The sequence below is a fragment of the Nonlabens sp. MIC269 genome (assembly GCF_001430865.1).
GTDB lineage: Bacteria > Bacteroidota > Bacteroidia > Flavobacteriales > Flavobacteriaceae > Nonlabens > Nonlabens tegetincola.
The window spans coordinates 2,614,757-2,634,711 of sequence record NZ_CP011373.1 but is presented as its reverse complement, the minus strand read 5'-3'; the positions used below and the strand labels follow the sequence as shown (position 1 = coordinate 2,634,711).

General features: G+C 35.8%; 11 protein-coding genes. 5 read left to right on the top strand and 6 right to left on the bottom strand.

Annotation, left to right across the window (positions count from 1 at the left end):
- The first annotated feature begins 114 nt into the window (after nucleotides 1-114).
- The 5 genes from AAT17_RS11880 (at nucleotide 115) to miaA (ending at nucleotide 7,996) form a co-directional block, all read left to right on the top strand.
- Entirely contained in the window at nucleotides 115-804 is a 690-nt protein-coding gene (locus tag AAT17_RS11880) for a TIGR00730 family Rossman fold protein (RefSeq protein WP_042280361.1), read from the top strand.
- 119 nt (nucleotides 805-923) lie between these two features.
- Nucleotides 924-3,770, top strand: a complete 2,847-nt coding sequence (locus tag AAT17_RS11875) for a hypothetical protein (protein WP_060525092.1) — start codon at nucleotides 924-926, stop codon at nucleotides 3,768-3,770.
- A gap of 58 nt (nucleotides 3,771-3,828) precedes the next feature.
- Nucleotides 3,829-6,237, top strand: a complete 2,409-nt coding sequence (locus AAT17_RS11870; RefSeq protein ID WP_060524605.1) for a thiamine pyrophosphate-dependent enzyme — start codon at nucleotides 3,829-3,831, stop codon at nucleotides 6,235-6,237.
- Between the two features lie 3 nt (nucleotides 6,238-6,240).
- Nucleotides 6,241-7,083 carry an ion transporter gene (locus AAT17_RS11865; RefSeq protein WP_042280364.1) on the top strand — a complete coding sequence of 281 codons (843 nt, stop codon included), beginning with the start codon at nucleotides 6,241-6,243 and terminating at the stop codon, nucleotides 7,081-7,083.
- Nucleotides 7,037-7,996, top strand: coding sequence for a tRNA (adenosine(37)-N6)-dimethylallyltransferase MiaA (gene miaA, locus AAT17_RS11860; protein WP_253279768.1), 960 nt, complete (start codon nucleotides 7,037-7,039; stop codon nucleotides 7,994-7,996). Before AAT17_RS11865 ends, miaA begins: the two co-directional genes overlap by 47 nt.
- Here the strand turns inward: miaA and AAT17_RS11855 are convergent.
- The 6 genes from AAT17_RS11855 to AAT17_RS11830 all read right to left on the bottom strand — a co-directional run bounded on the left by AAT17_RS11855 (nucleotide 7,993) and on the right by AAT17_RS11830 (nucleotide 19,938).
- Nucleotides 7,993-8,709, bottom strand: a complete 717-nt coding sequence (locus AAT17_RS11855; RefSeq protein ID WP_042280367.1) for a response regulator transcription factor — start codon at nucleotides 8,707-8,709, stop codon at nucleotides 7,993-7,995. The genes miaA and AAT17_RS11855 overlap by 4 nt on opposite strands.
- 24 nt (nucleotides 8,710-8,733) lie before the next feature.
- A complete protein-coding gene (locus AAT17_RS11850) occupies nucleotides 8,734-10,311 on the bottom strand; it encodes a sensor histidine kinase KdpD (protein ID WP_235784024.1) in 1,578 nt (525 codons plus the stop codon).
- Between the two features lie 77 nt (nucleotides 10,312-10,388).
- Nucleotides 10,389-10,982: a dephospho-CoA kinase gene (gene coaE, locus AAT17_RS11845; RefSeq protein ID WP_060524601.1), complete on the bottom strand. Its 594-nt coding sequence runs from the start codon at nucleotides 10,980-10,982 to the stop codon at nucleotides 10,389-10,391.
- On the bottom strand, nucleotides 10,979-11,896 hold the full coding sequence (locus AAT17_RS11840) for a hypothetical protein (protein ID WP_060524600.1): 918 nt from the start codon (nucleotides 11,894-11,896) through the stop codon (nucleotides 10,979-10,981). Before AAT17_RS11840 ends, coaE begins: the two co-directional genes overlap by 4 nt.
- Nucleotides 11,893-12,885 carry a glycosyltransferase family 2 protein gene (locus AAT17_RS11835; RefSeq protein ID WP_060525091.1) on the bottom strand — a complete coding sequence of 331 codons (993 nt, stop codon included), beginning with the start codon at nucleotides 12,883-12,885 and terminating at the stop codon, nucleotides 11,893-11,895. Before AAT17_RS11835 ends, AAT17_RS11840 begins: the two co-directional genes overlap by 4 nt.
- A gap of 72 nt (nucleotides 12,886-12,957) precedes the next feature.
- Nucleotides 12,958-19,938, bottom strand: a complete 6,981-nt coding sequence (locus AAT17_RS11830; protein ID WP_060524598.1) for a fibronectin type III domain-containing protein — start codon at nucleotides 19,936-19,938, stop codon at nucleotides 12,958-12,960.
- Nucleotides 19,939-19,955 lie beyond the last annotated feature (17 nt).

Below are 19,955 nucleotides of genomic sequence, written 5' to 3'. Positions count from 1 at the left end.
TTTGAAACGTGAAGATAAAAAGACTTATTTTTTTAAATAACCTATTATATAAACATGTATTAACAATTATGTGAATAGTTGTGATTATGTTTGTTTTGTAATAAATACTAGAACATGCGCAGAGAAATAAATGAAAAAGGTTGGAATGATTTAAAAACAAATGATAGTTGGGCAACCTTTAAAATCTTATCTGAATTTGTAATGGGTTATGAGCGTATGAGCCGTATAGGGCCATGTGTTTCTATTTTTGGAAGTGCTCGATTAAAACCTGATAATAAGTACTATAAACTAGCAACTGAAATTGCACAACGTATCGTTGAAAACGGTTATGGTGTAATTACTGGTGGTGGTCCTGGAATAATGGAAGCAGGAAATAAAGGCGCTCATTTATCAGGAGGAACATCTGTTGGTCTTAATATCGACTTGCCATTTGAACAACATGACAATCCTTATATCGATCATGATAAAAGCCTTGATTTTGATTACTTTTTTGCCCGTAAGGTAATGTTTGTCAAATATTCACAAGGTTTTGTAGTTATGCCAGGTGGATTTGGTACCCTTGATGAATTGTTTGAAGCTATTACACTCATTCAAACTCATAAGATTGCAAAATTCCCAATCATTTTAGTTGGTACCGAATTTTGGAGTGGATTATTGGATTGGGTAAAAGAAACCCTTGACAAGAAATTTCATACGATTTCTCCAGAAGATTTGAATTTGATTCATTTAGTCGATACTAGTGAAGAAGCAGTGAGTATTATCAATGACTTCTATGCTAAATACAGCTTGAGTCCTAATTTCTAGTATCTTAGACTAAGTACTTTTGTAATCATCACAAAAATCAACTTAGAAATAGGTGATTTTTGTGATGATTTTTTAATATTTAAACATCATATTTGAAAGTAAACTCTAAAAAAGCACCTTTGAAAACAAGATTTCTTGTATTTCTCACTTTACTATTGTCCATTTATGGCTGGTCGCAGCATCAAACTAACCTTGTGGTTAAGCTTGATGATGATGCTAGGGAATTGACCATTGAACAAGAAATAACTTTTGTTAATCAAAGTGATGTTTCTTGGGATAAAGTGTATTTATTAGATTGGGCTAATGCTTTCAGTAACTTACAGACTCCTTTAGCTATAAGACTAGCTGAGGATTTTAAAAATCGGTTTGAATTTTCATCAGATGATGATAAAGGCTTTACAGATATCTCTAGGCTAAATACTGAAAACTATATCGTAACCAGACCAAAATCTAATCCAGACGTACTTATTTTAGAATTGCTGGAGCCCATCGCACCACAAACATCACGCAGTGTAAACATAACTTACAAAGTAAAAATTCCTCTTGATGATTTTACTGGCTATGGAAAGAGTAGCGATAACGAATATCTACTCAAATATTGGTACCTGCATCCTGCGCCATTCGTAAATGGAGAATGGCAGTTTTATTCTCATAAAGATTTAAATGATTTTTATGGCGCACCTACCCAGATGAGCCTTTCAGTTCACGTTCCTTCTCGTCTCAAGGCTATATCCTCATTAAAAATGATTACCCAAGTTGAGCAGGAAAATCGTAACAGCTATCTATTTGAAGGTTTAACAAGCTCTAGTGCCAGGTTATACTTCCTAAAATCAACCGACGGTTTTAAACGTTATAGCACTAATCAAGTGGATTTAACCACTGATATTGATGATGAAAGTGTTCCCACTGAAATGAAAGTGGTTTTTATAGATAGAATAGCTAGTTTTTTGAATGATCATGTAGGTAAATCTCCGAGTAGGGAACTCTTCATTTCAGATAAATTTTACAAAGAAAATCCTGTATATGGCTTAAGCTCTTTACCTAGTTTTATTAACCCGTTTCCAGCTGGTTTTACCTATGAAATAAAAATGCTCAAAGCACTTACTCGTAAATGGGTAGAACAAGGAATAAGTACTCACAATAGAGATGAATACTGGTTAAAACAAGGTATAATCATCCATACCATAATGAAATATCAGGAAGAATATTACCCAGACTTAAAAATTGGTGGTAAACTAAGTGATTTTTGGGGAATACGAGGATTCAATGTTTCACAACTAAGGTTTAATGATAGGTATGCTTTTTTATACTTGAATTCAAAAAGACTTAATCTAGATCAAGCACCCAATACTCCTGCTGATAGTTTATTGAAATACAATCAACAACTCGCCATTCCTTTTAAAGCTGCAATAGGATTAGCATATCTTGACGACTATCTAGGTAATAATGCCGTTGAAAATTCGATTAAAAAGCTCTATAGTCAATCACCGTCAAACTCACAAAATAGTCGGGATTTTCAAACATATTTGAACGAACAAACAGATAAAGAAATAGACTGGTTTTTTGATTACTTTATAACTCGTCACGAAAGGCTAGATTGGAAATTAAGGAACATAGAGAGATACAAAGATTCAGTAATTGTAACGATTAAGAACAAGAGCGTTTATCCTATCCCTATTCCTATCTACGCACTCAAAAATGATAGTATTGTTTATAAAGAATGGATTAATGGATTTATAGGTGATACTTCTATCACGCTTTCGCGAAAAGCGATACAAAACAATAAATTAGGTGCCGCCAATAGAATTGTAGTTAACTATGAGGAAATAATTCCTGAATTTAACCCAAGAGATAACTACAAAACTCTAAAACCATTTCCTGCATTTAACAGACCTTTGGAATTTAGGCTATTCAAAGACATTGAAGATCCTGAAAAATCTCAAGTTTTCTTGATGCCAGATATTACATTTAATATATACGATGGATTGGCTATAGGTTCTAGATTTTACAATGGTAATTTACTGTCAAAACCTTTTAGATATAGCATTAAGCCTGCCTATGGGACAAACTCAGGTAAATTAGTGGGATCGATAGGATTAAGTTATGAGCATCCATTTCAAGATAGAAACAACAGCCTTTTTTCTATGAGATATGGACTAAGTGCCAATCAATTTTCCTATGCTCCAGATTTACTTTATAGACGAGGAAGCGCGTGGTTAAGTTTTAATTACAGACCTAAAGACTTGCGTAGTAATAAAAGACAAAGCCTTAATTTTAGAAACGTATTTGTTCAACGAGATCGCAATGATGAATCTCTTGAAGAAGATCCTGATTATAATGTTTTTGCATTGAGTTTCAATCAATCAGACCGTAACCTTAGAAGATCTTTTAGTTATAGTTTTGGCACTGAGGTTAGTGAACGTTTTTCAAAAGCAAGTTTCAGATTAGACTGGCGCAGACTGTATAAAGATAATAGACAGCTCAATTTTAGAGTATTCATGGGAACTTTTCTATATAACGATACAAGATCCAATGATGATTTTTTCTCCTTTGCCTTAGATAGACCTACGGATTATCTTTTTGATTATAATTATTATGGTAGATCTGAAGATGACGGTCTATTCTCGCAACAATTAATACTTGCCGAAGGTGGTTTCAAAGCTCAATTGGATCCAGCATTTGCAAACCAGTGGATTACCACCTTAAATTCATCGTACAGTATATGGAAATACATATTTGTTTATGGTGATGTAGGAGCTGTTAAAAACAAGGGTACAAGCGCAAGATTTGTGTATGACACAGGAATTAGATTAAACCTATTGCAAGATTATTTTGAGTTGTATTTTCCTGTGTACAACAATAATGGATGGGAGATCGCGCAACCTAATTATGATGAGAAAATAAGGTTCATAGTAACGCTAGATGTTAACACTTTTATAGGGCTATTTACTCGTAGGTGGTACTAATTTTACGCTATTGCAAACGGGCTTTAATCTCCGTATTTTTGCAGTAATATAAAATTCTATGCAAGCAACTGAAAACCCTACTGTTTCTCTAAAAAAAGAAGACTTTAAAAACGAAGTCCTTAAAGATTATAAAATTGCGGTAACTAGTCGCGAATGTAGTCTACTAGGTCGCCGCGAAGTACTTACAGGAAAAGCTAAATTTGGAATCTTTGGTGATGGAAAGGAGCTTCCTCAACTTGCTTGGGCTCGCGCTTTTGAAAATGGTGATTTTAGAAGCGGTTATTATCGAGATCAAACCTTCATGATGGCTATAGGTGAACTTACTATCGAGCAGTTTTTTGCTGGACTGTATGCAAACACCGACATCAAAGAGGAACCAATGAGCGCAGGAAGACAAATGGGTGGTCACTTTGCGACACACAGTCTTGATGAGAAAGGAAATTGGAAAAGATTAATCGATCAAAAAAATAGTAGTAGTGATATTTCTCCTACTGCTGGACAAATGCCTAGATTATTAGGTCTTGCACAAGCTAGTAAAGTATACCGTCACAATGACCTTATTCCTGCAGATAATGGATTTTCAAATAAAGGTAATGAAGTTGCCTGGGGAACAATAGGTAATGCAAGTACAAGTGAAGGCCATTTTTGGGAAACCTTTAATGCTGCCGGAGTCCTGCAAGTACCTATGGTAATCAGCGTGTGGGATGACGATTATGGAATCTCGGTTCATGCACGTCATCAAACTACAAAAGAAAGTATAAGTAAAATTCAGGCAGGTTTTCAAAGAAATGAAGACGGCAAGGGTTATGAAATAATCGTAGTTAAAGGTTGGGATTATGTAGCTCTAGTTGAGGCTTATGAAAAAGCTAGTAAAATTGCAAGAGAAGAGCATGTACCGGTTATGATTCATGTGGATGAACTCACACAGCCACAAGGTCACAGTACTAGTGGCTCTCATGAGCGTTATAAGGATGAAGAAAGACTAGCTTGGGAAGCAGAATATGATTGTAACGCACAATTTAGAAAATGGCTGATTGAAAATGACTTTGCTACAGATGATGAGCTATCTGCCTTAGAGAAAGACATTAAAAAAGAGGTACGTAACGGTAAAAAAGCAGCATGGACTGCATTCATCAATCCTATTCTTAAAGAAAGAGATGAAGCGGTACAGCACCTAGAAAAAGTTGCGAACGTAAGTGATAATCAAGTTTTCATTCAACCTTTAATTTCTAAATTAAAAGAAACTAAAGAGCCTATTAGAAAAGAAGTTTTTGAAACTATAAAACAAACCTTACGATATACAATAGGAGAAAATCATGATGAAATTGATCAACTTAAAGCATTTTTAAGTGATTATGAATCGACCATACAACCTAAATATAGCGATTACCTTTTTAGTAAGTCTGATAAGGCTGTAGTCAACATACAAGCTGTAGACCCAGTTTATAATGAGGACAGCAATGAGGTAGATGCTAGAGTTATCATGAGAGATAATTTTGATGCATTATTTGCTGCGCATCCAGAGGTTATGGTATTTGGTGAAGATGCTGGAGAAATAGGAGACGTTAATCAAGGTCTTGAAGGAATGCAAGAAAAATACGGTGAATTAAGAGTATCAGACACCGGTATTAGAGAAGCTACTATTTTAGGACAAGGAATCGGTCTAGCAATGCGAGGATTACGACCTATTGCCGAAATCCAATACCTAGATTATTTACTTTACTGCTTACAGATCATGAGTGATGATCTAGCCACTGTTCAATATAGAACTGCCGGTAAACAAAAAGCTCCAGTAATTATAAGAACTAGAGGTCATCGCCTAGAAGGAATTTGGCACAGTGGTTCACCAATGGGTGGAATCATTAATCTAGTAAGAGGTATTCATGTTCTAGTTCCTAGAAACATGACCAAGGCAGCTGGTTTCTATAACACTCTTATGGCAAGCGATGAGCCTGCTCTTATCGTTGAATGCCTAAACGGATACCGTCTTAAAGAAAAATTACCTGTAAACTTAGGAGAGTTTAGAACTCCTGTAGGAGTTGTTGAAACCATCAAAACAGGTAGTGATATTACCGTTGTTTCTTATGGTTCAACCTTGCGTATTATTGAAGAAGCAGCTGTGGAACTTGAACGAGTAGGAATAGATATTGAAATTATAGATATTCAGTCCTTGTTACCTTTTGACCTTAATCACGATATAGTAAAAAGTGTACAAAACACCAATAGATTATTAGTTATTGATGAAGATGTACCTGGTGGAGCTAGCGCTTTTATCCTTCAAAAAATTGTTGATGAACAAAACGCTTGGAGATATCTAGATAGCAAACCACAGTGTTTGAGCGCAAGAGCTCACAGACCAGCCTACTCTACAGACGGTGATTATTTCTCAAAACCTAGTAAAGATGATATCTTTGATAAAGTGTATGAAATCATGCACGAGGCTATGCCTGCACGATATCCTAGATAATATATGAGCAACAATACAACATCTTCCCTGTGGCGTCAAAAAGTCCATGAAATCATTTATGAGGCAGATACACCAGCAGGGAAGATTTTTGATGTAGTATTACTTATTCTCATCCTAATGAGCGTAATTCTGGTAGCGCTAGAAAGTGTTCCTGGAATAGGTGAAGAATACGCTAATCAATTTATCATTGCAGAATGGATTATAACCATTTTCTTTACTATTGAATACATACTACGGATCATATCCATCAATAAACCTTCTAAGTATATCTTTAGCTTTTATGGAGTTATAGATTTACTCTCTACATTACCCTTATATCTTACCCTATTTATAACAGGCCTCAATGCTCTTATTGCGGTGCGAGCTTTAAGATTACTACGTGTATTTAGAATTTTAAAAGTAACAAGATACATTGGTGAAGCGGATAAATTATCCAAATCCATACGCGCAAGCGGACCAAAAATTGCCGTATTTCTATTTGCTGTGTTAGTTGTTTCTATAATAATGGGAACCCTTATGTATCTTGTAGAAGGTGCAGACAGTGGTTTTGATAGCATCCCAAAAAGTATCTATTGGTGCATTGTCACACTTACCACAGTAGGATTTGGAGATATTGCTCCAGTAACGCCGTTAGGGCAATTTATCGCTACAGTAATTATGATAATGGGATATGGAATAATTGCTGTGCCTACAGGTATCGTAAGTGCAGAATATTCGAAAGAAGTAAAAAAAGACAATCCTAATTATCGACATGTAAATACTCAAGTCTGTCAAAATTGTTTAGCGAAAAAACATCAGGATGGTGCTCAATTTTGTCACAAATGCGGTTATGAGCTCCATGACTAAAAAAACACTTCTTACCATAGTTGGACCTACAGCAATTGGAAAGACTGATTTAAGTATCGCTTTCGCGAAAGCGTATCAAACAGCTATCATTTCCTGCGATAGCAGGCAGTGTTACAAAGAGATGAATATAGGGACCGCTGCTCCTACTCTAGAAGAACAAGCAGCTGCGACTCATTATTTTATTCAAGACCGTAGTATTCATAATCCCATGAGTGCAGGAGATTTTGAGAAGGAAGCGGTAACAATTTTAAATCACCTTTTTGAGGAAAACGATATTGTCATAATGGTAGGTGGAAGCGCTTTATTTGAAAAGGCAGTTACACATGGTTTAGATGACTTTCCTGATGTTCCAGATTCAATACTTAATGAGCTAGAGATTCAATTAAAAGAAAAAGGTATATCTAGTTTACAACAAGAGTTAATAAAAGTCGATCCAGAATACGCTAATCAAGTAGATATGCATAATTCTAGGAGATTACTTAGAGCTCTTTCTTTGTATAGAGCAAGTGGTAAAAAGATGCAGGAATTGAGATCTGGTAATGAACAAGAACGCAATTTTCAAACTATTAAAATCGGACTAGAAGCTCCTCGAGAAACGTTATATGATCGCATTAATCAAAGAGTAGATTTAATGATCGATAATGGATTGATTGAAGAAGCTAAAAGCCTTTTGCCTTTTAAAGAACTTACAGCTTTACAAACCGTAGGATACCAAGAACTGTTTCCTTATTTTGAAAATAAAATAGATCTTGACGAGGCTATACGTTTAATTAAACGTAACTCTAGAAGATTTGCTAAACGACAAATGACATGGTACCGCAAGGATAACCAAGTTCACTGGTTTAATTATAGTACTCGCCATACTGAAATTGTACAGCGAGTACATAAACTACTTATAGATCGATTTGATTAATAATCTACTTGATCTTTTATAAGTAAACGGAATCCTTCTCCGTGTATATTTACGATCTCAACATTATCGTCTTTCTTAAGATACTTACGCAGTTTTGCAATATAAACATCCATAGATCTTGAGGTGAAGTAATTATCATCTCTCCAGATTTTTGTTAGAGCTAATTCACGAGGCATAAGATCATTGATATGCAACGCTAGTAATCTCAGAAGATCGTTTTCTTTTGGTGATAACTTTATTGGTTCATCATCATTATAAGTAAGGAATCTAAGTTTAGAATTTAAGTGGAAGTTACCTATTTGAAATTCAAATTCTTTACTATCAGCAATACTATCTTGTCCTTTACGCTGTAGTATAGCTTTAATTTTCATAAGTAATACTTCACTATCAAAAGGTTTGTTCAGATAGTCATCAGCTCCTACTTTATAACCTCTCAATACATCTTCTTTCATCGCTTTTGCTGTTAAGAAAATGATAGGTACATCTTCATTTTTTTCACGTATTTCTTTAGCTAGAGTATACCCATCTTTATAAGGCATCATCACGTCAAGAATACATAAATCGTAATTATCTTTTTTAAATTTTTCGAAACCTTCCATTCCGTTTTTGGCATGAACCACATCAAAGTCGTTCATTGCAAGATAATCTCTAAGAACAGTTCCAAAATTTGGATCATCCTCAACTAACAGTATTTTTTTGTTTTCAGTTTCCATAAGTAGTAATTATTTAGTTAATATTTAGGTTAGTAAAGGCAAGTGAATACTAAATGTACTTCCTACACCTTTAGTGCTTTCTACGTAAATTTCTCCATGACAATCATCTAGTATGCGTTTTGCATAGGCTAGACCTAAACCATGTCCTTTTACGTTATGAATATCTCCGGTATGTTCACGGTAAAATTTTTGGAAAATTTTTCTTTGAGCAGCTTTGGACATTCCTATACCGTTATCTCTAACTTTGATAACGACTTTATTTTTAATATTTTCTGTAAACACATCAATAATTGGTGCTTCTTCAGAATATTTTATAGCATTTTCTAAAATGTTGACAAATACATTGAGAGTATGACTTTGATTGACTAAAACCTCAGTCTTTAAGGCTCCAAAATAAGTATTTACAACTCCATTTTTTTCTTCCAAAATCAATTGTATATGAGATATTGCCTCTTCAACAAGTTCATTAACATCTTCTCTATGCTTTTCCAAATTAAGATCACTTTTCTCCAATTTTGAAATTTGAAGAACATTCTCAACCTGACTGTGCATGCGTTTGTTCTCTTCCCTAATCATACCCAGATAATTCTTAATTTTTTCTGGATCGCTCGCTATTTTTGGGTGTTTAAGACTATCCAGGGCTAGATTTATTGTAGCGATGGGAGTTTTAAACTCATGAGTCATGTTATTAATGAAATCGGTTTTAATTTGAGAAATTTCTTTTTGTTTTTTGGACTGAGTATAAACATGAGCATAAGCCATACCTATAATAGATGTAAATAGAAATACCAACAAAGCCATCCAAATAATGGAGGACAAAAGATACTTTTGTCTACCTGGCAAATTAATGGATAACTCATAAGGTTCTACGTCCTTTGAATTAGTGGTAAACACGGGATAACTCCAGGTTGCATCCGTTAGAAAATCAAAATTTTCTGAACTTATACGAGTCGCTAGACCATCTTGGTATATAGCAAATTCAAAATCTGTGTCTATCTGTCTTTTTTTAAGTTCCTTCTTTAACAACTCTCTTACTTCATCAACTGAAGTTCTTTGAGTAAGTGGTAAGTAACTATTAAACTCAGACACCATATTACCAATTAAACGCTTTTCATATTCCTCCATTTTTGAAAGCTGTTCATAAGAATTGCGCTGGCTAGCTTTTAAACCATCAATGGTTTTAGCTTGTTGAGAAACTTTAGATTGTTTATTAAATAATTTGGTAAAGGTTACACTATCTAGATCTATGTCTAATAGCTTTGGATTGAGTTTGTAATTTTCTGTGAGTAAACTATTGGAGTAGGTTGTTATTTCCTCTAATTCTTCATTACGTTGAATTAAAATTAATTCACGCACTGTTCTAGAGTCTGGATTACCACCTAGACTATCCTTTAAACTTTGAAATAAATCGTAATAGCGTTCAACTTCCTTTTCTTCTAATTGAGATGCCGCTTCTGCCAATGTTTGCTTAATTGCAAATGAAAACTGTTGCTCTTTCTCATACAGCCCATTCACAATCCAATATATTTGTATAACTAGGATACCACCTAACGCGATACCCATTACTATCAGATTAAAGAAAACTCCCTTAATATTATTCACGAAACAAAATTAATGAGTATTAATTCTGTTAAAAAGCTTTTAACCTAGTATTAACTTTAATTTTTACTGAGTATAATTCAATTATTTAACAAAAAATCGTTTAAATAACATACAAAACGTTTCGTTTGTTCAATATCTTTATTTGGAAGTACAAATTCTGCTTTATTTAATTTTTTTAATTCAGTCCACTGATTCTCCATTCTAGCGATCACTTCCTCTTCAGTAACCTTATCTCTCGCCATGACCCTTTGCACTCTTACCGACCTTGGTGCAGTAATTAAAACAACAGAATCACAAATGGAATCTCCACCACTTTCGTATAAAATAGCGGCTTCATACATTCCATAAACAGCATCTTGAGCGGCTACCCAATCATTAAATTTTAATCTAACTGCAGGATGTATGATTTTGTTAAGCTCTTTCAATAACTCTTTATCATTGAAAACTTTTGAAGCAATAAACTTTCTATTAGGTTGTTCAACACCATCAATCTTGACGTAAGCGTCATCTCCTAGTAACAACTTTACTTTATTAATTACAGTTTGATCTTTTGCCAAAATTAGTTTTGCTTCTTCATCTGCGATAAATAATGGTACACCGTATGATTTAAACATGTTAACCACCGTGGTTTTTCCACTTCCTATTCCTCCTGTAATACCTATTACTCTCATTTTTTTGATACTATCATTACAGTGTTTGGAATAGTTCTCAACCCTTGTAGTTCTTTAATGTTAGAAGAAACTGAAGGTATGAGCATCAATGAATCTGATAATATTTTTGGTAGCTCTAAGGTTATTGATAAATCCTTACGATTAACCACAGTATTCAATGGTTTGTTTCCTTTTACTTGTAAACTATCAACAGTAAGGTAAAAATTATTTGGAATCGAAATAGCCTTTAAGCTTTTGGTGGTAGTAAATTCCGTATAGGGTTGAGCTATAAAGGTAATGGTTAATTCATTAGGAGCAACTTTAGCTGCTTTGAAATATTTATTTAAATCCACTTGAACTGTTGTTGTATCACGATCTAACGTGATAGATTCTTTATCCAACACCAAGTACTTAAAACCTGCTAATTCACCTTCTGCACCAGAAATAAGAACACTATCAATAGAAAATATAGGCTCTTCAACTAGTCTATAGGCATCTTTAAAATCAATGATTAAGTTTTTATCGATAGGTACCTTTTTACTAAGTTTTCTATAAACATCAACAGTAACTGGTTTGTTACTCAAAGAAACCAAACTTAAACCATCAGTCATTTGATTAATTGCAATAAATGCATCGTTAGGAATAAAATGTGGATTAGAATCAGTCCTCACCCATTCTTTAAAATCTAAATTTACTTGATAATTAAACAGCTTTCTATAAATAATACTATAACCCGAACCTCGTACTACAGCAGGAACAGTAATAGTATTATTTTGATTTTCAAATTCATATTCGATTGGTAAATTATCCCAATTGATTTCAATATCTACAGTATCTTGATAAGTACTTCCATATTTTAAAATGAACCAAACTATCGCACTTCCTAATATGAATATGAGAAGGACCCCATAATTATTTTTACTTGCCTTAATCATTTAAAGAATAGTTTTGGAAAGGCCTCTTTCTCATTTTTGTTAAGAATTTTAATAGCTATGAAAGAAGTAAGGAAACCGATACCGTATCCATAGAACTGTACCACTGTTGCATACACAGCTTTGAATCCTACACTTATATTATTCTTAATCGTAGCATCAATAAAAATAAGAAAAAAGTAAGCGGTATAGACTATTAACAATTCCACATAACCTAGTAGTGAAAAAGCAATACTAAACATAGCTCCCAATATAAAAAGAGAGGGAAACCAAAAGGTAAGTTTTGATGTTTGTGGATGCCATTTATTTAAAATTACCCTAACCTTTCCAAATTTTTCAACTTGCTTTTTAAATAAGGTCCAAGATATTCTTCTTTCATGATAAACATATGCCTTTTTAATAAGCTTAGTTTCATATCCAGATTGCCATAACCGTATACTTAGATCAGGATCTTCACCAGGATGAATCGTACCAAAACCACCAGTATCTTCAAAAGCCTTTTTACTCAATCCCATATTAAAGCTTCTCGGTTGAAATTTACCTAGTTGTTCACCACCACCTCTAATTCCTCCTGTAGTAAGGAAAGATGTCATTGAATAGTTGATCGCTTTTTGTAAATCGGTAAAACTTTCGTGTGCTGCATCTGGACCTCCATAACAATGTACAAAATCGTTTTTTAAAAATTCATCAACTTCATTCAAGTAATTTTCCGGTATTAAACAATCACTATCCAGAATTATAAAATAATCACCTTGCGCTCTACTCATACCATAATTACGAGAATCACCAGGCCCAGAGTTCGGTTTAAAATAGTATGAAATGTTTACGCTTTCGCGAAAGCGAGAACATACTTTATCAGACTTTGAAGTAGACCCATCTTCTATAATCACAACCTCAAAAGATCTTTCAAAATTTAATTTTTCCAGACTCTTCAACAATTTTTCAAGCTCGTCTGGCCGATTGTAAACGGGAATTATAAATGAATAATCAATGCTTTTCACATTTCAAAAATACAAATAAAAAAAGGCCGCACGAGGCGGCCTTTTAAGTATAAAGAAATGAAGTTATTCTTTGATTACTCGTACAGTTTTAGTTGCACCGTTACTAGTAACCTGAATTAAATACATTCCTGTAGAATAAGTCGAAAGATCAATTACCGCATTTTGAGACGCTGGTTTAAGACTAACAACACGTTGACCACTTAGATTCGTTACAGTCACAGAATCTATGGTATTAACAGCGTTAATATTTACCACATCTACAGTTGGGTTAGGATAATAAGTAAATCCTAATTCCTGAGTATTATCAACGCTAGCTGCAGCGTCAATTTCAAATACTCCTACGTGGAAATCGTAATCTTCAAAATCATCAACTGCACCATCAGTTGCATAAATTGCAAATCTTGTAATTCCACTGTAAGCGCTAATATCAATTATCTCTCTAGTACCTGTTACAGCAGGCTGATTTGCCACTGTCCATGTAAATAGAGAAGTCCAAGTCACACCATTATCAGTAGAAACTAATAAATCAACCTGATCATCAGACCCCATTGTATCAGTATCTGTAGCATCAGAGATACCCGAAGTGGTCCAATCAGTAACGGCCACTTCAATCGTAAGTTCATCATTAGAAGTTCCTGATAAATCAAAATCCTCTGAGATTAGCCATTCCTGATCTACATTTTGGAATAAGTTAAGTGCATTTGAATTAACCACTGTACCATTAATATCTGTATAGGCTCTTGAATCTCTCCAGTCAGAAGTTCCTAATCCTGAAGGACCAGAAGCTATATCACCAGATCCTGCTTCATCCCAACAAGTATTAGGTGCATTTTGAGACATATCTGCCGCATAAGGATATGATGTAACCGGTAAACATGCAGTACTGAAGGTAATTGGGCCTACCCATGTACTAAAGTTACCCATTCCACAATCTGCACGCACATAAACTTCATAACTTGTAGAAGCAGTAAGACCGCTTTCAGTCACGGTAGTTGTTGTTGTAGATGTTCCTGCACCTGTAGGAGCACCAGAACCAGCTGTAACTACAACATATTCCCATGCAGTTTCAGATCCACCTGCTGTCCAAGATACATCTGCAGTTGTTGCTGTAATATTAGCAACAGTAATGTTAGAAGGAGTCAAACAGCCGTTGAAATCCTCTACTGCTACATCATCTATAGCTATATCTCCACCAAAAGAAGCACCACGTGTACCTCTAAATCTAACAGAAATCGTAGCACCGTTGTATGCTCCTAGTGGAACTATAGCAGTTTGCCAAGCGTCTGTTTGATTTACCTGTTGTTGTCCAACAAGAGTGAACACATCTAGATCCCAACCTGAACCATCATTCACATCAACATGTAAGGTATCAAAATCTGGACCCCACATGTGATATGCAAAACTTAATGCTGGATTAGTTAATGCAGTCATGTCAATTAATGGGGACACTAATTCTGCTTCTGAACCTGCACTTCCTGAAGATGCTTCAGTAAAGAAATAATTAGATCCTGTCGCTGCAGCTGTAGGACCTGTATTAGTTGATCCAGTACCACCTGTACTAACATCCCAAGTATATCCTGATGTTTGAGGAGTACTCCAACAATTTTCTTCAACAAATGAAGTGGTAACTGTAAAAGACTCAAAACCTTCTGAATATGGAGCTACAAATGCCGAACAAGCCGTGGTAAATGTTCCAGGACCAGTTGCGTTACTTAAAGTTCCTCCACCACAATCTGCAGTAACATAGAATTCATAACAAGTTTCACTTGTTAAACCTGTAATTGCAAAATTAGAATTAGTTGTAGCTGTTACTTCAAACACGTTAGGATCGGTAGAAGCTGTTCCAGGTGTAAATCCACAAGGACCATACTCAACAATCCAAGATGTAGATGAGCCGTTCTCAGTCCAACTTAAATCTGCACTTGCGTCAGTAACACTTGCCACAGTAAGAACAGATGGATTTGGACATGCAGGTAATTCATCTACTTTAAAATCATCAATAGATATATCACCTTCAAAAGTACCATTTGAAGTAGCTATGAATCTAAATTGAACCGTTTGACCAGCGTAAGCAGTTAGATCAACTAATTGTGGTAACCACGGATCAGCCTGAGCAGTTTGCTGTTGACCTGGACCAACAGTAAAGATATTTGTCCAAGAAGTACCATCATAAATTTCAAGGTCTAGTGTACCTATTTCACCACCGAACATGTGGTAAAAGAACTCTACCGATGGCGTCGTTAATCCTGATAAATCAATCAACGGAGTAACTAAGGTTGCAGTATCTCCTACTGCACCACTTGATGCTTCAGTATAGAAATAATTTGATCCTGTATTTGCATTAAGAGGTCCTGTTCCTGTAGAAGGTGTAGAACCACTACCATCAACATTCCAATCGTATGCGCTATCAGATGAAGCTGTCCAACAATCATCTTCTACAAAAGATGTGCTTGTTGCCATATTTTCAAATCCGTTGAAATAAGGAGCTGTAAAAGCTGCACAAGTTGTTGTAAATGGTTCAGGACCTGTGAAAACACTTTCATCTCCAGCTCCACATCTAGCTAGCACGTAGAATTCATAATCGGTTTCAGGTGTTAATCCTGTAACCTGAACATTGCTATTTGTCAGTACGTTAACTAATGGAATTGCATAAGTGGCTGGGTCTAATGGGTCAAAACCTACTGGACCTACAACTACGTCCCACTCTGTCTCTGTTGCTCCTGCATCCCAATCAAGGTCTGCAGTAGTGTCTGCAACAGCAACCGTTGATAAATTAGCTGGTTCTAAACAACTAGGCTGTACTTCGTATACAAAATCGTCAATATACATCGCGTCAAATGCTCCAAACGGATTGAATTTAATAGCTACAAATCCACCAGTTGTTGTAATACTAGTAAAGTTTACGGTTATCAATTCATATTGATCATCCGGTAAATCAGCATTGGCAAAAGTTTGAACACTTGTAAAGGTAGAAGAATCAGTAGGGTCAGTCATAACTCCAACTTCAATTCCTCCTGTATCACGATCATAAGCTTGGAATTTAACTCGTTTGTCATTGCTTAAGTCAGAGAATTCTGGAGAAATCCAGAAGATTTCAGTAGCTGCTGGACTACCGCTATACATGTAAATATGTTGCGAACCAGAATTTGCAATGAAGTCTTCAACTTCAACTAGTGCAGCTGTTGTTCCACTACCTACAATTAAATTTGACTCACAATTATTTAAACCATCTATTGGGTCAGACTCAAAATCGTTAGCATATGGAGCTGTTAACGGAGCACACCTAGTGGTAAATGAGAATGGACCTACCCAGTTACTAAATCCACCATTAGGACATGCAGATCTAACATAATAATCATAGGTTGTGTCTGGAGTCAGACCACTAATTAATTCACCTGTATTGGTACTTGTAGTTTGTACTCCTGTAGCACTTGATCCTTGAGTAAATCCAGTTACATCATATTCATATTCCCATGAAGTAGCCGTATCATTTTCATTCCAGAACAAATTAGCTTCAGTAGAAGTAATTGAGTCAGCGTTCAAGTCAGATACGTTAGGACAAGTAGGTAATTCATCAACAGTTACGTCATCGATAGATATATCTCCACCAAACGAAGTTCCTCTCGTTCCTCTAAATCTAATTTGAATAGTCATATTCGCGTATGCAGATAAATCTACTTGTGCAATCTGCCATGGGTCAGCCTGATTAGTCTGTTGTTGTCCAGTAAGTGTGAACACATCTAATATCCAAGCAGAACCATCATTAATATCGATTGCAAGATTATCAAAGTCCGGTCCCCACATATGGTAAGCAAATGTCAAGGTAGGCGTAGTAAGTGCAGATAAGTCAATCAAAGGAGAATCTAACTCTGCAACCGCTCCAGTCGTTCCAGAAGAAGCTTCAGTAAAGAAATAATTATTTCCATTGTAAGCTGCTAATGGACCAGTATTCGTAGAGCCTGTACCACCAGTACTCACATCCCAAGTATATCCAGTTGTTTGAGGAGTGCTCCAACAGTTTTCTTCTACAAAAGAGGTTGATACTGTAAAAGCTTCAAATCCTTCAAAATAAGGAGCTGCAAACGCTGCACAAGTTGTTTGAAAACTTACTGGACCTGACCAAGAAGAGAATCCAGCAGCCCCAGAACAATCTGTTCTTACGTAAACGTCATAATCGGTAAATGCCGTAAGACCTGTTGCAGTATTTCCTGTTGTTGTTGAAGTTGCTGTACCACTAGTAGTTGCATCAGGTGGTGTACTTCCAGCTGGTACTACAATATATTCAAAATTAGAAGCAGCTGTAGCATTGGTATCATTAAAGTCAATATCTACAGTTGTATCTGTAATATTTGATAATGCTATTTGATTAGGTGGAGAACAAAAGGCTCCACAAGTTTCAATTCTCATTAAATCTATAGCTATATCAGCTGCAAATCCAGTGCTACCAGGAGCTTCTTGACCTGTAATTTGTAAATAAATTGTTTGTCCTAGGTATGCATCAAGATTAACACCTACTGGCGCCCACGGATCAGATCCAGCAGTTTGTAATTGACCTTGCGCAGTAAATACATTAGTCCAAGGACCTGTAGGTGAGTTAGAAACATTTACTTCAAACGTATCCACTTCAGCACCGTAAGCAAAATAATAAAAAGATAGTTCAGCACCGTCAGTTGCAAAACTCAGATCAATTGCTGGCGAAACTATTTCGGCAACTGTGAATGTTCCACTAGTTTCTAAATACGCAAATCCGCCTCCACTAAAAGGAGCGTCAGGACCAGTGCCTGTAGAAGTTGGTGAAATCGCTCTATTAAAATTCCATAAACCAGCAGTAGTAGTTCCTACTCCTATGTCGCCCGTCCAACCATTATCATTGTTTTCAAATTCTTCTTGAAAAACAAATACATTGTCACCACTAGGACATGTAACTCCTTGAGGTGGTAAAAACGCCGTTCTAAAGGTTGCTGGACCGGTTTGTGTACTTAATGTACCAGAACCACAGTCTGCAACTACATAGAAATCATAGGCTGTATTAGGCATAAGACTTGTTAAAGTGAATGGATTTGTACCTGCAGTAACTTCAAATACATTAGGATCTGTTGAAGCTGTACCTGGTGTAAAACCAGTTGGACCATATTCAATTATCCATGATGTTTCTGAACCTTGACTAGTCCAAAGAACTTCAGCATCATTTGCATTTAATACACCTGTGCCTAATAAAGCAACTGGTGCACAAGCAGGAGCTTCCTCTATACTGAAGTCATCAATTGCCATATCTCCAGTTGTAAATCCTGCTCTGGTAGATACAAATCTTACTTGAATATCTCCTGTATAACCAGCTAAGTTAATGATCGCATTTTCCCATGGATCAGATCCTGAAGTTTGAATTTGTCCAGAAGTCGCAAATAATCCTGTTTGCCAAGCACTTCCATCCCAAACATCAACACTTAAGCTTCCCATATTTGCTCCATATAAGAAATAAGCAAATTGAACAGATGGTTCAGTTAAACCATCTACATTAATAATTGGAGAAAATAATGTTGCAGTATCTCCATCTGAACCTAAAGTTTCAGTAAACATATAGTTAGTACCGCTGTTAGCAGCATCAGGTCCTGTTCCCGTTGAAGGTGTTGTACCTGAAGTGGTAACAGCCCATTCATATTGACTGAATGTATTGGTTGAAACAAATTCTGCTGACCAGCAGTTTTCTCTTGAAAAATTTGTTGTACCAGTAAAAGATTCAAAATCTTCCACATAAGGCATGGCAGTTGTAGCAGTCAATGGAAGACATTGAGTAAAAACTGTTATTTGTTCTGCTGTACTGTAATCTGGTAAATTAGGATCACAAACCTCTCTTACATAAACATCATACTCAGTATCCGGAGTTAAAGAAGTAATTGAGTAGTTTGCACTATTTGATGTTACCACGGTACCTTGAGCAGGTGAATCAAATGGAGTGGTAATCGTTCCTACAGGAGCATAATTAATTTCCCATTCTGTTGACCCAGTTTGTCCTGCAGACCATGAAATATCAGCAGAATCTGGACCTACAAAAACAGATTCTAAACTGGAAACCGGAAAACAACTTATTAAAGTACAAGCTTGATATGGTCCAGACCATAAACTTAAATCACCAGCTCCACAATCAATTTGCACAAAGAAGTCGTAGCACGTGTCAGAAGCCAATCCAGTAACATCTGCAAAAGGAGCAGTAAATTGCTGAACAACAGTTCCTTGACCAGTTCCTGGTGTAGTTATCACTCCTTGTAAAGCATACTCAATATTAACTACTGGATTTGGGTTACCATTTGAATCCCATACAAATGAGATACTATTAGAAGTATTTGTTACAGGAGCAAAGTTTGAAGCAGATGGACAAGACTCTGTTGTTGTAAACGTTACAGGACCTTGACAAGCACTGAAATCTCCATTACCACAATCAGCAATTACATAAACATCATATGACGTAACAGAACTTAAACCTGAAAGCGTTGCTGGATTAGAATTTACAGTAACCTGAGTTCCACCTGAACCACAAGTATAGGGACTAATACCATATTCTATTATCCAAGACGTTTCACTTCCTCCAGCAGTCCAAGCTATCTCTGCCGAATCAGCGACAACATTTCCTGCCGTTATGTTACTTACAGCTGGACAAGTTGGACAAGTGGCATTTCCACTAAAAATAGCCATTCCTCCAGAATTGTTAAATCCTGCATCATAGACTAATATTCCTTCAGAATCCAATAATCTAAATGTTCCATCTCCAGGAAATTGTGTTGGTCGATAATCAATAACCAACGCATCTCCGTCATTAACTGTTATGCTGTAAGTTTCAACAGCTGGTGGATTTGCACTACCAGTTTGAATAGCATAAGTGGTGGTTGTTCCGGCTACGGTGACATCAACACCAGTATTTGCCGTAAGGTTACCTCCTGAAACCCAGTCGTTACCGAGGTTATCGGTAAGTTCTAAGGTATAATTACATTGAGCCGAGACGGCGAATGTAATCAAGAGAGCACTTAGTAATAAGTAAATTTTTCTCATGGGTTAAATTTTGTTAA